We start from the raw sequence: 14,237 nt of genomic DNA on the forward strand, positions 1-14,237 counted from the left end.
CTGATAAAAAAAGGCACCGTCTCCCGGTGCCTTTTCTTTTTATACCGCTTTATGCGCTTCAAACATGATGGTATCGCTGGTAAAGGAGCCGTCGTCCTGTAAGGCAAAGTAGGCTTTTACCTCCGCCGATGCGCTATCCTGATAGAGGCGAATCGCTGCTACCAGCGCCTCCGGCGTACGCATACGCGCCACCCATGAGCTGAACTCCAGCGGCAGGCGATCGGTCGATAAACTATTGGTGACCAGCCCGGCATCGTTCGCCAGCGCCAGCCACTCTCCGCTGGAATAGTTGCGAACGTGAGAGGTATCGCGCAGCGCTTCAACCGTTTGCAGCCACACGTCACGAACCGGATGTCCCGGTGACATGACGTCCATAATAATCAGCACCCCACCCGGCTTGAGAACGCGTTTGACCTCGCGCAGCGCCTGGCCGACATCATGCCAGTGATGGGCAGAATAGCGGCTAATCACCACGTCAAAGCTGTCCGCCGCAAAGGGCAGAGTTTCCGCATAGCCCTGCTGGGTCTTTATATTCGCAAACCCCTTATCCTGAGCGGCCTGCGCCACAACGTCCAGCATCTGGCTGGATAAATCATATGCCGTTACTCCTGCCACCTGCCCGGCCGCAGCAAAGCTGGCATGCCCGGCGCCGCAGCCCATATCGAGAACCTGTGCAGCAGGGAAATCAGCCAGCCGCTCGGCCAGCCGCTGCAGATCGCGTCCCGATGCGTGTACGGCGCTGGTCAGGTAAGCGCTGGCCTGTGAGCCAAACTGCTTTTCGACGTTGTCATGGTGAGAGCGTGTTGTCATTGTGTTGTCCTTCGGTTGTTTTGAATAATAAAGGCAGCACCTTGCTTGCGCAGGCCCGCCCCATGGCAGGCCTGACGTACCTTAATTAATCAGGCTTGCCGGGACTGAATTCGACTAGTAGCGGGTTGTGATCGGAGGCGCGGGTGACCAGCACGGAGGCATCGTGCACGCTTAATCCCCGGTAGAACACAAAATCGAGCGGGCGACCAAAAGTGCGGCGGCGCTGATCGTCGGAAAAACGAACCTCGCGCAGCGACATTTCGCGGGCAAAGCGATAGAGCGCATTCATGCGCGGTCGGCTCCATGCATTAAAATCACCGGCCATAATAACCGGGCCGCTGTGGTGCGCTATCTGGTCGCCGATAGGTAACAGCTGCTTGCTGTAGACATCAACCCCAAGGCTGAAGTTAACCGCATGGATGTTCACCACCATCAGCAAACGCATATCCGGCAGCGGGTAGACGGTCACAAGCGCCGATTTAGCCAGACGCAAAATGGGTTCGCGTTCGCGCAGAGGGCAGCAGTAGACCGGATGAGTTGAAGCCAGCGTCATGACGCCAGAGGGGTGCTGAGGTAGAACGAGTGCGGGAACCTGATCGGCGGCCAGATAGTTGGTCGTGGCGAATCTGACCAGCTCGGGCGTCGTTTGCGCCTCTTGTAACAGCACCAGATGGGCATCTTTACCGAAATTATTCAGCACAGACTTCCACTCGGCCCGCTGCTGTTTAAAGATATTCCACACCAGCACGCGGATCTTCTCATCGCTGCTTAAAGGGATGCCAGGCGGGAAACCATGGCTAAGGCTTGCAAACGACCCCGGAGGCAAAATTCTCTCCGCAGGCTGTCCGGCGACATAGCGCATAGCATAAGTATTCTTTCGCAATTTAGGCATCAAACCTCGATAACATGAAACCGGCCTGACTGCGGCCGGTTATTCTGTTATAGGGATTTTCGTATGCACTTTCAATGCAATTCGCGAGAAACCTTTATCCTTCGACGGAAACCGCCTTTGCCGGGCGAGATTTATCCAGGCGACCGCTCAGTATGACCAGCAGCAGCGCAGCCAACACAATCACCGCGCCAATCCACGGCGTCTCGGCCAGGCCATAGCGCGCTACGGTTTGTCCGCCAATAATCGAGCCTAAAGCGATACCGACGTTAAAAGCGGCGATGTTAAGGCCGGAGGCAACGTCTACGGCGCCGGGAGTATACTGTTCCGCTTTCTGTACGACATAGACCTGCAGGCCCGGCACGTTGCCGAAGGCAAAGATTCCCATCACCAGCACCGTTGCCAGCGCGGCATACTGGATACTGGCCGTCAGCTGGAACACCAGCAGCAGCACAACCAGCGCAGCAAAGATAATCTTCAGTGCGGCCACCGCTCCGTGCCTGTCGGCCAGCCTGCCGCCCCAGACGTTACCCAACGCCACTGAAACACCGTAGCCCAGTAAAATCCAGCTCACCGCAGATGGACTGAAACCGGCAAGGTCCTGCATCATTGGCGCGAGGAAGGTAAACGCCGTGAAGACGCCGCCATATCCCAGGGCGGTAATGGCATAGATGATTAGCAAGCGCGGATGGGTTAACACCTGCACCTGATCGCGCAGGCTGGCGCTGGACCGACCCGGAATATTGTTCGGCACCAGAATCAGGCTGCTCACCAGCGCAATCACGCCAAGAATGGAAACCGCAAGGAAGGTTTCACGCCAGCCGAAATGCTGGCCGATAAAGGTACCAATCGGCACCCCGGTAACCAGCGCGACGGTCAGACCGCCAAACATGATGGCAATCGCCGACGCGGCCTTCTCTTTAGGCACCAGGCTGGTCGCAATGGTAGAACCAATCGAGAAGAACACGCCGTGCGCCAGGCCGGTAAGCAGGCGGGCGAAAATCAGCGTTTCATAACCCGGCGCTTGCCAGGCAAGCAGGTTACCGGCAGTGAACAGCACCATTAGCGCCAGCAGCAGCTGCTTGCGCGGCATGCGGCCGGTCAGCGCCGTCAGCACCGGGGCGCCGATCGCGACGCCCAGCGCGTAGATAGAAACCAACAGACCCGCTGAAGGCAGTGAGATTGCCAGCTGCTCTGCGATCGTCGGCACCAGGCCAACAATGACAAATTCGGTGGTACCAATCGCAAAGGCACCGATAGTTAAGGCAAGTAGCGCCAGTGGCATAATTTACTCCGTAGCATCAGGATTAAGATGACACGTAGTATGCAGGGATGCTTAAATAACAAAAACCATCAAAGTCTCAATAGAATTTTGCTACAGGTGCAATAATGAGAGCAACATCAGAAGAGATTGCCATCTTTGTCGCCGTGGTGGAAAGCGGAAGCTTTAGCCGGGCGGCGGAACAGCTGGGACAGGCAAACTCCGACGTCAGCCGGGCGGTAAAAAAGCTGGAATCAAAGCTTAGCGTCAGCCTGCTTAACCGAACAACTCGCCAGCTAAGCCTGACCGAGGAGGGAGAACGCTACTTTCGCCGCATGCAGGTGGTGCTTCAGGAGATGGCGGCGGCGGAAAATGAGCTTCTGGAAACACGGACGACGCCAAGAGGATTACTGCGGGTAGATGCCGCCACCCCGGTGATGCTCCACTTTCTGATGCCGCTGGTGAAGCCTTTTCGCGAGCGCTATCCAGAAATGACCCTCGCGCTGGTGTCGTCGGAAACCTTCATCAACCTGATTGAGCGTAAGGTTGATGTTGCGATCCGCGCGGGTACGTTGACGGATTCCAGCCTGCGCGCCCGGCCGCTGTTTAACAGCTACCGCAAAATCATCGCCTCGCCTGACTACCTCTCCCGCCACGGCACGCCGCAGGATGTAGCCAGCCTTAAAGATCATCAGTGCCTGGGTTTTACTGAGCCCCTTTCACTAAATACCTGGCCAGTCTCCTGCTGCGATGGTCAGCTGCTGGAAGTCAGCTGCGAGATATCCTCCAATAGTGGGGAAACCATCAAGCAGCTGTGCCTGGCCGGTAACGGCATCGCCTGTTTATCGGATTATATGGTGAATCAGGAGATTGCGAGCGGGGAGTTTGTCGAGCTTCTTGCCGACAAGCGGCTGCCGGTAGAAATGCCCTTTAGCGCCGTTTATTACAGCGACAGAGCGGTCAGTACACGGATCAGGGCGTTTATTGATTTTCTCAGCGAGCACGTAAAACAGCTCCCGAAGGAGCTGTAGAGGGTTAAATAAGGGTTACAGAGGGTGGGTTATTTTAATCCCACTCGGGGGCAAGACCTTCCGGGCTAACCAGACGATCGTTGCAATCCAGCGCGGCGATCGCTTTACGATCTTCCTCATCCAGCTGCAGATCCTGAGCTTTCAGGTTGCTCGCCAGATTTTCACGTTTAGTTGAAGACGGGATCACCGCGTAGCCTTCTCCCAAAGCCCAGGCCAGTATCACCTGTGCAGGCGTTGCGCTGTGCTTCGCAGCAATACCTGAAATGACTTCGTCTTTCAGTGCCTTACCATATGCCAACGTCATGTACGACGTGATATGGATACCGTGCGCTGTCGCCCAATCCACAGTCTTGCGATTCTGCAGGTAGGGGGATAGCTCAATCTGATTGGTAGCAATGTTTTCAGCGCCGATGGCAGCAATTGCGCGTTCCATCAGCGGAATCGTGAAGTTTGAAATCCCGATCTGGCGAGTCAGCCCCAGCTTTTTAGCTTCCAGCAGCGCCGGCATAAACTCTTCAACGGCGACGGCATCACCCGGCGAAGGCCAGTGGATCAGCGTCAGATCGACATAATCAGTACGCAGCTTTTTCAGGCTCTCTTTCAGACTGGTAATAAGCGAGTCTTTGCTCAGGTTTTCGATCCAGATCTTGGTGGTGATAAACAGCTCATCACGCGCCACGCCGCTTTCGGCGATGGCCTGGCCAACGGCCGCTTCATTATCATAGATCTGAGCGGTATCAATCGTACGGTAGCCCAGTTCCAGCGCCGTTTTTACCGATGCGATAACCACATCATCTTTCAGACGGAAGGTTCCAAGACCAAATGCAGGGATTGCCATAAATTCCTCTTTTTTACTTAGTGTTAACTCATTGAGAACATTATGGCTGATGCAGCAGAGGGGAAAAAGATCGATAAATGCAGAGGATTTTTGCTGAAACAGCAATAATAGTACGACGGAAAAAGAAAAAGCCCTGAGCAAATGCTCAGGGCTTTTAATAAGTGGCGGAACGGACGGGACTCGAACCCGCGACCCCCTGCGTGACAGGCAGGTATTCTAACCGACTGAACTACCGCTCCACCGAATTTCTTTACAACAACCGGTTTATTGCCCCGGTTTACTGCTAATTTGATGCCTGGCAGTTTATGAATCACTTTGTGATTCACCCTTCGGGCCGTTGCTGCGCAACGTTCAAAAGCATTCGCTTTTGTCCTACTCTCTGTCGAGTAGTGAACTGCCTCGAAAGTCATTGCCATACTGCTAATTTGATGCCTGGCAGTTCCCTACTCTCACATGGGGAGACCCCACACTACCATCGGCGCTACGGCGTTTCACTTCTGAGTTCGGCATGGGGTCAGGTGGGACCACCGCGCTGTTGCCGCCAGGCAAATTCTGTTTACCAACACGCCTTAAGGCCTGTCAGTTAATCTGTATCAGCTGAAAATCTCTCAAATCACCACACCAAACAGCTTTGGCGTTGTAAGGTTAAGCCTCACGGTTCATTAGTATCGGTTAGCTCAACGTATCGCTACGCTTACACACCCGACCTATCAACGTCGTCGTCTTCAACGTTCCTTCAGGACTCTCAAGGAGTCAGGGAGAACTCATCTCGGGGCAAGTTTCGTGCTTAGATGCTTTCAGCACTTATCTTTTCCGCATTTAGCTACCGGGCAATGCCATTGGCATGACAACCCGAACACCAGTGATGCGTCCACTCCGGTCCTCTCGTACTAGGAGCAGCCCCCCTCAATTCTCCAGCGCCCACGGCAGATAGGGACCGAACTGTCTCACGACGTTCTAAACCCAGCTCGCGTACCACTTTAAACGGCGAACAGCCGTACCCTTGGGACCTACTTCAGCCCCAGGATGTGATGAGCCGACATCGAGGTGCCAAACACCGCCGTCGATATGAACTCTTGGGCGGTATCAGCCTGTTATCCCCGGAGTACCTTTTATCCGTTGAGCGATGGCCCTTCCATTCAGAACCACCGGATCACTATGACCTGCTTTCGCACCTGCTCGCGCCGTCACGCTCGCAGTCAAGCTAGCTTATGCCATTGCACTAACCTCCTGATGTCCGACCAGGATTAGCTAACCTTCGTGCTCCTCCGTTACTCTTTGGGAGGAGACCGCCCCAGTCAAACTACCCACCAGACACTGTCCGCAACCCGGATCACGGGTCTACGTTAGAACATCAAACATTAAAGGGTGGTATTTCAAGGTTGGCTCCACGCAGACTGGCGTCCACGCTTCAAAGCCTCCCACCTATCCTACACATCAAGGCTCAATGTTCAGTGTCAAGCTATAGTAAAGGTTCACGGGGTCTTTCCGTCTTGCCGCGGGTACACTGCATCTTCACAGCGAGTTCAATTTCACTGAGTCTCGGGTGGAGACAGCCTGGCCATCATTACGCCATTCGTGCAGGTCGGAACTTACCCGACAAGGAATTTCGCTACCTTAGGACCGTTATAGTTACGGCCGCCGTTTACCGGGGCTTCGATCAAGAGCTTCTCCTTACGGATAACCCCATCAATTAACCTTCCGGCACCGGGCAGGCGTCACACCGTATACGTCCACTTTCGTGTTTGCACAGTGCTGTGTTTTTAATAAACAGTTGCAGCCAGCTGGTATCTTCGACTGATTTCAGCTCCACGAGCAAGTCGCTTCACTTACCATCAGCGTGCCTTCTCCCGAAGTTACGGCACCATTTTGCCTAGTTCCTTCACCCGAGTTCTCTCAAGCGCCTTGGTATTCTCTACCTGACCACCTGTGTCGGTTTGGGGTACGATTTGATGTTACCTGATGCTTAGAGGCTTTTCCTGGAAGCAGGGCATTTGTTACTTCAGCACCGTAGTGCCTCGTCGTCACACCTCAGCGTTAACAAGAGTCCGGATTTACCTAAACTCTCCGCCTACATGCTTAAACCGGGACAACCGTCGCCCGGCTAACATAGCCTTCTCCGTCCCCCCTTCGCAGTAACACCGAGTACAGGAATATTAACCTGTTTCCCATCGACTACGCCTTTCGGCCTCGCCTTAGGGGTCGACTCACCCTGCCCCGATTAACGTTGGACAGGAACCCTTGGTCTTCCGGCGAGCGGGCTTTTCACCCGCTTTATCGTTACTTATGTCAGCATTCGCACTTCTGATACCTCCAGCAACCCTCACAGGCCACCTTCAACGGCTTACAGAACGCTCCCCTACCCAACAACGCCTAAGCGTCGCTGCCGCAGCTTCGGTGCATGGTTTAGCCCCGTTACATCTTCCGCGCAGGCCGACTCGACCAGTGAGCTATTACGCTTTCTTTAAATGATGGCTGCTTCTAAGCCAACATCCTGGCTGTCTGTGCCTTCCCACATCGTTTCCCACTTAACCATGACTTTGGGACCTTAGCTGGCGGTCTGGGTTGTTTCCCTCTTCACGACGGACGTTAGCACCCGCCGTGTGTCTCCCGTGATAACATTCTTCGGTATTCGTAGTTTGCATCGGGTTGGTAAGTCGGGATGACCCCCTAGCCGAAACAGTGCTCTACCCCCGAAGATGAATTCACGAGGCGCTACCTAAATAGCTTTCGGGGAGAACCAGCTATCTCCCGGTTTGATTGGCCTTTCACCCCCAGCCACAAGTCATCCGCTAATTTTTCAACATTAGTCGGTTCGGTCCTCCAGTTAGTGTTACCCAACCTTCAACCTGCCCATGGCTAGATCACCGGGTTTCGGGTCTATACCCTGCAACTTAACGCCCAGTTAAGACTCGGTTTCCCTGCGGCTCCCCTATACGGTTAACCTTGCTACAGAATATAAGTCGCTGACCCATTATACAAAAGGTACGCAGTCACCTGACAAATCAGGCTCCCACTGCTTGTACGTACACGGTTTCAGGTTCTGTTTCACTCCCCTCGCCGGGGTTCTTTTCGCCTTTCCCTCACGGTACTGGTTCACTATCGGTCAGTCAGGAGTATTTAGCCTTGGAGGATGGTCCCCCCATATTCAGACAGGATACCACGTGTCCCGCCCTACTCTTCGAACTCACAGAATGTGCATTTTAGTGTACGGGAGTATCACCCTGTACCCTGCGACTTTCCAGACGCTTCCACTAACACACAAACTGATTCAGGTTCTGGGCTGCTCCCCGTTCGCTCGCCGCTACTGGGGGAATCTCGGTTGATTTCTTTTCCTCGGGGTACTTAGATGTTTCAGTTCCCCCGGTTCGCTTCGTTAAGCTATGTATTCACTTAACGATAGTGTGTCGAAACACACTGGGTTTCCCCATTCGGAAATCGCCGGTTATAACGGTTCATATCACCTTACCGACGCTTATCGCAGATTAGCACGTCCTTCATCGCCTCTGACTGCCAGGGCATCCACCGTGTACGCTTAGTCGCTTAACCTCACAACCCGAAGCTGTTTCGTAAAACAGTCGTGTTGTGAAAATTTGAGAGACTCGAACACACCGCTTTTCCTTTCTTATTACGGAGAAAGGAAACAGTGCGTCGTTTCAATTTTCAGCTTGATCCAGATTTTTAAAGAGCAAAACTTCGCAGTGCACCTTTTCAGGAACACTCTGAAGTTTTCTTATTTTGTGCAGTAAAAGGATGGTGGAGCTATGCGGGATCGAACCGCAGACCTCCTGCGTGCAAGGCAGGCGCTCTCCCAGCTGAGCTATAACCCCATCGTAAAACTAATCTCTTGTACCGGTAATTCAGACTGAGACAAGGCGTGGGAGGACGAAGCATACTGAAGTATGCGAGTCGTTTCACAACGCAGTATTCAGGATGAATTTGGTAGGCCTGAGTGGACTTGAACCACCGACCTCACCCTTATCAGGGGTGCGCTCTAACCACCTGAGCTACAAGCCTGCAGAGATTTTTTACTGCTTATTTTTCATCAGACAATCTGTGTGGACACTACAAAGGCAGGTTCTTTCAGGTAAGGAGGTGATCCAACCGCAGGTTCCCCTACGGTTACCTTGTTACGACTTCACCCCAGTCATGAATCACAAAGTGGTAAGCGCCCTCCCGAAGGTTAAGCTACCTACTTCTTTTGCAACCCACTCCCATGGTGTGACGGGCGGTGTGTACAAGGCCCGGGAACGTATTCACCGTGGCATTCTGATCCACGATTACTAGCGATTCCGACTTCACGGAGTCGAGTTGCAGACTCCGATCCGGACTACGACATACTTTATGAGGTCCGCTTGCTCTCGCGAGGTCGCTTCTCTTTGTATATGCCATTGTAGCACGTGTGTAGCCCTACTCGTAAGGGCCATGATGACTTGACGTCATCCCCACCTTCCTCCAGTTTATCACTGGCAGTCTCCTTTGAGTTCCCGGCCGAACCGCTGGCAACAAAGGATAAGGGTTGCGCTCGTTGCGGGACTTAACCCAACATTTCACAACACGAGCTGACGACAGCCATGCAGCACCTGTCTCAGAGTTCCCGAAGGCACCAAAGCATCTCTGCTAAGTTCTCTGGATGTCAAGAGTAGGTAAGGTTCTTCGCGTTGCATCGAATTAAACCACATGCTCCACCGCTTGTGCGGGCCCCCGTCAATTCATTTGAGTTTTAACCTTGCGGCCGTACTCCCCAGGCGGTCGACTTAACGCGTTAGCTCCGGAAGCCACTCCTCAAGGGAACAACCTCCAAGTCGACATCGTTTACAGCGTGGACTACCAGGGTATCTAATCCTGTTTGCTCCCCACGCTTTCGCACCTGAGCGTCAGTCTTTGTCCAGGGGGCCGCCTTCGCCACCGGTATTCCTCCAGATCTCTACGCATTTCACCGCTACACCTGGAATTCTACCCCCCTCTACAAGACTCTAGCCTGCCAGTTTCGGATGCAGTTCCCAGGTTGAGCCCGGGGATTTCACATCCGACTTGACAGACCGCCTGCGTGCGCTTTACGCCCAGTAATTCCGATTAACGCTTGCACCCTCCGTATTACCGCGGCTGCTGGCACGGAGTTAGCCGGTGCTTCTTCTGCGAGTAACGTCAATCGACAAGGTTATTAACCTTATCGCCTTCCTCCTCGCTGAAAGTACTTTACAACCCGAAGGCCTTCTTCATACACGCGGCATGGCTGCATCAGGCTTGCGCCCATTGTGCAATATTCCCCACTGCTGCCTCCCGTAGGAGTCTGGACCGTGTCTCAGTTCCAGTGTGGCTGGTCATCCTCTCAGACCAGCTAGGGATCGTCGCCTAGGTGAGCCATTACCTCACCTACTAGCTAATCCCATCTGGGCACATCTGATGGCATGAGGCCCGAAGGTCCCCCACTTTGGTCTTGCGACGTTATGCGGTATTAGCTACCGTTTCCAGTAGTTATCCCCCTCCATCAGGCAGTTTCCCAGACATTACTCACCCGTCCGCCGCTCGTCACCCAAAGAGCAAGCTCTTCTGTGCTACCGCTCGACTTGCATGTGTTAGGCCTGCCGCCAGCGTTCAATCTGAGCCATGATCAAACTCTTCAATTTAAGTTTGATGCTCATGAATTAAACTTCGTAATGAATTACGTATGTTCACTCAGAGACTTGGTATTCATTTTTCGTCCGAGGACGTTAAGAATCCATGTCACTTTGAGTGCCCACACAGATTGTCTGATAAATTGTTAAAGAGCAGTGCAACGCGGCTTTCGCTCACCGTTGCGAGGTGGCGTATATTACGCTTTCCTCTTTCAGAGTCAACCCTTTAATTCAGGATTTTTCTCTTCAACCGAACCGGCTAGCTGCTGTGAAGTGATTCACATCCGCCGTGTCGATGGAGGCGCATTATAGGGAGCCCGCCGGGAATGACAAGCGGAAAAATACAATTTTATTTCAACCGCTCATCTTTTATACGTAACGCTTATTTTTGCTGCTTTTTGATGGCTGCCGGCAGGTCTGCGAGGCTATTAAGCACCCAGTCAGCGGCACTTTCCGCATCAGCCGTGACCGGCTTGCCGGTGCGCACCAGCACTTTAGTGCCAATATCCGCCGCCAGAGCTGCCTGCATATCTTCAACTTTGTCGCCTACCATATAAGAAGCGGCCATATCTATATTAAGGTAGTCACGCGCGGAGATGAGCATCCCCGGATGCGGCTTACGGCAATCGCAGGTCTGGCGGTATTCTTCAACGGTGCCCTGCGGGTGATGCGGACAATAGTAGATACCGTCCAGATCGACGCCGCGGTCGGCCAGCGACCAGTCCATCCATTCAGTCAGCGTTTCAAACTGCGCTTCGCTAAACTTACCGCGAGCGATACCGGACTGGTTGGTGACCACCACCAGGGCGAAGCCCATCTCCTTTAATTGACGCATTGCATCAATTACGCCATCGATAAACTCAAAATTATCGATTTCGTGGACATAGCCGTGATCGACATTAATCGTGCCATCACGGTCGAGAAAAATTGCGGGTACTGACTGTGCCACCGGTTTACTCCTGATAAAGGCTAGTCTGATTAGTATCGCATGTTTCCTGATGCAAGAAAGTGCTCATTATACAGAGTCGGATTGATTTAGACGTCTGGATGCCTTAACATCCATTTCATTGACAGGCATCGCCTGGACACGGCAGAAGAAAATGCCACGGCAAACGGCTAAACGATAATAAATAACTGATGATTAAACTTTCGAATATCACCAAAGTGTTCCAGCAGGGGAACCACACCATACAGGCGCTGAACGACGTCAGCCTGCATGTTCCTGCCGGGCAGATTTACGGCGTTATCGGCGCATCCGGCGCCGGTAAGAGTACGCTGATTCGTTGCGTAAACCTCCTCGAGCGCCCCACCCAGGGCAGCGTACAGGTGGGTGGGCAGGAGCTTACCGCGCTTTCTGAAAAAGAGCTCACCCGCGCACGCCGCCAGATAGGCATGATTTTCCAGCACTTTAACCTGCTGTCATCGCGTACCGTTTTCGGCAACGTGGCGCTCCCCCTCGAGCTCGACAATACCCCGCCGGCAGAGATTAAACGTCGCGTGACCGAGCTGCTGGATCTCGTCGGCCTGTCCGACAAGCATGATAGCTACCCCGCCAACCTCTCGGGCGGACAGAAGCAGCGCGTGGCGATTGCCCGTGCCCTGGCCAGTAATCCGAAGGTTCTGCTGTGTGACGAAGCCACCAGCGCGCTGGATCCGGCGACCACCCGCTCTATTCTGGAGCTGCTGAAGGATATCAACCGCCGCCTCGGCCTGACGATCCTGCTGATCACGCACGAGATGGACGTCGTCAAACGCATCTGCGATTGCGTCGCGGTCATCAGCAACGGGCAGCTGATCGAGCAGGATACGGTGAGCGAAGTCTTCTCTCATCCGAAAACCCCGCTGGCACAGCAGTTTATTCAATCAACGCTGCATCTGGATATTCCGGATGACTATCAGGCACGCCTGAAGCCAACCGCGCTCCCCGATAGCGTCCCGATGCTGCGCATGGAGTTTACCGGCCACTCCGTCGATGCTCCGCTGCTCTCTGAAACCGCCCGTCGCTTTAATGTGAATAACAACATTATCAGCGCGCAGATGGATTACGCCGGCGGCGTGAAGTTCGGCATTATGCTGACCGAGATGCACGGCACGCAGGAAGATACCCGGGCGGCAATCGCCTGGCTGCAGGAAAATCATGTAAAAGTAGAGGTACTGGGATATGTCTGAGGCAATGATCTGGCTGCTGTTGCGCGGCGTGTGGGAAACGCTGGCAATGACCTTTGTCTCCGGCTTTTTCGGTTTTGTCCTCGGTCTGCCGGTGGGCGTGCTGCTGTACGTCACCCGCCCGGGGCAGATTGCCGCGAACGCCAAGCTCTACCGAACCCTGTCGGCGCTGGTGAACATCTTCCGCTCGATACCTTTTATTATCCTGCTGGTGTGGATGATTCCCTTTACCCGCGTGATTGTCGGTACATCCATCGGCCTGCAGGCGGCCATTGTGCCGCTGACGGTTGGCGCCGCGCCGTTTATCGCCCGCATGGTGGAGAACGCGCTGCTTGAGATCCCAACGGGTCTTATCGAAGCATCCCGCGCGATGGGCGCCACGCCGATGCAGATCGTGCGTAAGGTCCTGCTGCCTGAAGCGCTGCCGGGTCTGGTAAACGCCGCGACGATTACGCTCATTACCCTGGTCGGCTATTCCGCCATGGGCGGCGCGGTCGGTGCCGGTGGTCTGGGGCAGATTGGCTATCAGTACGGCTACATCGGCTACAACGCCACGGTAATGAATACCGTGCTGGTATTACTGGTAATTCTGGTTTATTTAATTCAATTCTCTGGCGACCGTATCGTCCGGGCTGTGACTCACAAATAACATTATCGACACAACATCGTTCAGGGCGCCTCCGCGCGGCCTGGACGACGCGTGTACACACAGACTCTTACAGGAAGGAAATAGCATGGCCTTTAATTTTAAAACCTTTGCGGCAGTAGGCGCGTTGATCGGTTCTCTGGCTCTGGTGGGCTGCGGCCAGGATGAAAAAGATCCGAACCATATTAAAGTCGGCGTCATCGTCGGTGCTGAGCAGCAGGTTGCTGAAGTGGCGCAGAAAGTCGCTAAAGAGAAATATGGTCTCGACGTTGAGCTGGTCACGTTCAACGACTACGTTCTGCCGAACGAAGCGCTGAGCAAAGGCGACATCGACGTTAACGCCTTCCAGCACAAGCCTTACCTCGACCAGCAGATTAAAGACCGCGGCTATAAGCTGGTTGCCGTCGGTAACTCCTTTGTTTATCCGATTGCCGGCTACTCCAAGAAAATTAAAACCCTCGACGAACTGCAGCCGGGCTCCCAGATTGCCATTCCTAACGATCCAACTAACCTCGGCCGTTCCCTGCTGCTGCTGCAGCAGGCGGGTCTGATCAAGCTGAAAGAAGGCGTTGGCCTGCTGCCGACCTCTCTGGATATCATTGATAACCCGAAAAACCTGAAGATTGTTGAGCTGGAAGCACCGCAGCTGCCGCGCTCCCTCGACGATGCGCAGATTGCCCTGGCGGTTATCAATACCACCTATGCAAGCCAGATTGGCCTGACCCCGGCAAAAGACGGTATTTTTGTCGAAGATAAAGACTCTCCGTACGTAAACCTGATTGTTGCTCGCGAAGACAACAAGGACGCGGAAAATGTTAAGAAATTTGTTCAGGCTTACCAGAGCGATGAAGTTTACGAAGCCGCGAATAAAATCTTTAACGGCGGTGCAGTGAAAGGCTGGTAATCTTTTTTCACCGTAATATCATTCAGGACGGGCTTTATGCCCGTCTTGTCATTTATGCAAGCACCTGATTCAAT

At 53.8% G+C, this 14,237-nt stretch carries 9 protein-coding genes, 3 tRNA genes and 3 rRNA genes; 4 read left to right on the forward strand and 11 right to left on the reverse strand.

Annotated elements, in window-relative coordinates; translation table 11 throughout:
* Positions 1 to 39: 39 nt before the first annotated feature.
* The 3 genes from MMW58_RS23760 to MMW58_RS23770 form a co-directional block, all read right to left on the reverse strand.
* On the reverse strand, positions 40 to 810 hold the full coding sequence (locus MMW58_RS23760) for a class I SAM-dependent methyltransferase (RefSeq protein ID WP_241722244.1): 771 nt from the start codon (positions 808 to 810) through the stop codon (positions 40 to 42).
* An 85-nt stretch (positions 811 to 895) separates the two neighbouring features.
* Positions 896 to 1,693, reverse strand: coding sequence for an endonuclease/exonuclease/phosphatase family protein (locus tag MMW58_RS23765; protein WP_133601396.1), 798 nt, complete (start codon positions 1,691 to 1,693; stop codon positions 896 to 898).
* Positions 1,694 to 1,796: 103 nt separating this feature from the next.
* On the reverse strand, positions 1,797 to 2,984 hold the full coding sequence (locus tag MMW58_RS23770) for an MFS transporter (protein ID WP_159237679.1): 1,188 nt from the start codon (positions 2,982 to 2,984) through the stop codon (positions 1,797 to 1,799).
* A 104-nt stretch (positions 2,985 to 3,088) separates the two neighbouring features.
* Between MMW58_RS23770 and yafC the strand changes: the two genes are divergently transcribed.
* Positions 3,089 to 3,991, forward strand: coding sequence for a DNA-binding transcriptional regulator YafC (yafC, locus tag MMW58_RS23775; protein WP_241722245.1), 903 nt, complete (start codon positions 3,089 to 3,091; stop codon positions 3,989 to 3,991).
* Between the two features lie 34 nt (positions 3,992 to 4,025).
* On the opposite strand, the gene dkgB is transcribed toward yafC, so the two are convergent.
* The 8 genes from dkgB to gmhB all read right to left on the reverse strand — a co-directional run bounded on the left by dkgB (position 4,026) and on the right by gmhB (position 11,396).
* Positions 4,026 to 4,829 carry a 2,5-didehydrogluconate reductase DkgB gene (dkgB, locus tag MMW58_RS23780; RefSeq protein ID WP_159237685.1) on the reverse strand — a complete coding sequence of 268 codons (804 nt, stop codon included), beginning with the start codon at positions 4,827 to 4,829 and terminating at the stop codon, positions 4,026 to 4,028.
* A gap of 162 nt (positions 4,830 to 4,991) precedes the next feature.
* Positions 4,992 to 5,068 (reverse strand) — tRNA-Asp (locus MMW58_RS23785).
* A 191-nt stretch (positions 5,069 to 5,259) separates the two neighbouring features.
* Positions 5,260 to 5,375: ribosomal RNA gene (gene rrf, locus MMW58_RS23790) — 5S ribosomal RNA — on the reverse strand.
* Positions 5,376 to 5,470: 95 nt separating this feature from the next.
* Positions 5,471 to 8,378, reverse strand: a 23S ribosomal RNA gene (locus MMW58_RS23795).
* Positions 8,379 to 8,583: 205 nt separating this feature from the next.
* A tRNA-Ala gene (locus MMW58_RS23800) sits at positions 8,584 to 8,659 on the reverse strand.
* Between the two features lie 110 nt (positions 8,660 to 8,769).
* A tRNA-Ile gene (locus MMW58_RS23805) sits at positions 8,770 to 8,846 on the reverse strand.
* Between the two features lie 71 nt (positions 8,847 to 8,917).
* Positions 8,918 to 10,459 (reverse strand): 16S ribosomal RNA (locus MMW58_RS23810).
* The 16S, 23S and 5S rRNA genes sit together here with 3 tRNA genes alongside, the layout of an rRNA operon.
* Positions 10,460 to 10,829: 370 nt before the next feature.
* Entirely contained in the window at positions 10,830 to 11,396 is a 567-nt protein-coding gene (gene gmhB / locus MMW58_RS23815) for a D-glycero-beta-D-manno-heptose 1,7-bisphosphate 7-phosphatase (RefSeq protein ID WP_041144156.1), read from the reverse strand.
* 188 nt (positions 11,397 to 11,584) lie between these two features.
* Between gmhB and metN the strand changes: the two genes are divergently transcribed.
* The 3 genes from metN to MMW58_RS23830 all read left to right on the forward strand — a co-directional run bounded on the left by metN (position 11,585) and on the right by MMW58_RS23830 (position 14,163).
* Positions 11,585 to 12,616: a methionine ABC transporter ATP-binding protein MetN gene (gene metN, locus MMW58_RS23820; RefSeq protein ID WP_133600590.1), complete on the forward strand. Its 1,032-nt coding sequence runs from the start codon at positions 11,585 to 11,587 to the stop codon at positions 12,614 to 12,616.
* Complete coding sequence (locus MMW58_RS23825) at positions 12,609 to 13,262, forward strand: methionine ABC transporter permease MetI (RefSeq protein ID WP_041144154.1); 654 nt, start codon at positions 12,609 to 12,611, stop codon at positions 13,260 to 13,262. Before metN ends, MMW58_RS23825 begins: the two co-directional genes overlap by 8 nt.
* An 85-nt stretch (positions 13,263 to 13,347) precedes the next feature.
* The gene (locus MMW58_RS23830) at positions 13,348 to 14,163 is read left to right on the forward strand and encodes a MetQ/NlpA family lipoprotein (protein ID WP_133600591.1); all 816 of its coding nucleotides are present in this window, start codon (positions 13,348 to 13,350) and stop codon (positions 14,161 to 14,163) included.
* The last annotated feature ends 74 nt before the right edge of the window (positions 14,164 to 14,237 follow it).

The sequence above is a fragment of the Klebsiella sp. HC6 genome (assembly GCF_022605325.1).
GTDB classification, from domain to species: domain Bacteria; phylum Pseudomonadota; class Gammaproteobacteria; order Enterobacterales; family Enterobacteriaceae; genus Klebsiella; species Klebsiella terrigena.

What these genes read in the sequence shown, in the direction of transcription:
- MMW58_RS23760 (WP_241722244.1), bottom strand. Translation starts at nt 810, where the DNA reads ATGACAACACGCTCTCACCATGACAACGTCGAAAAGCAGTTTGGCTCA.
- MMW58_RS23770 (WP_159237679.1), bottom strand. Translation starts at nt 2,984, where the DNA reads ATGCCACTGGCGCTACTTGCCTTAACTATCGGTGCCTTTGCGATTGGT.
- yafC (WP_241722245.1), top strand. Translation starts at nt 3,089, where the DNA reads ATGAGAGCAACATCAGAAGAGATTGCCATCTTTGTCGCCGTGGTGGAA.
- dkgB (WP_159237685.1), bottom strand. Translation starts at nt 4,829, where the DNA reads ATGGCAATCCCTGCATTTGGTCTTGGAACCTTCCGTCTGAAAGATGAT.
- metN (WP_133600590.1), top strand. Translation starts at nt 11,585, where the DNA reads ATGATTAAACTTTCGAATATCACCAAAGTGTTCCAGCAGGGGAACCAC.
- MMW58_RS23825 (WP_041144154.1), top strand. Translation starts at nt 12,609, where the DNA reads ATGTCTGAGGCAATGATCTGGCTGCTGTTGCGCGGCGTGTGGGAAACG.
- MMW58_RS23830 (WP_133600591.1), top strand. Translation starts at nt 13,348, where the DNA reads ATGGCCTTTAATTTTAAAACCTTTGCGGCAGTAGGCGCGTTGATCGGT.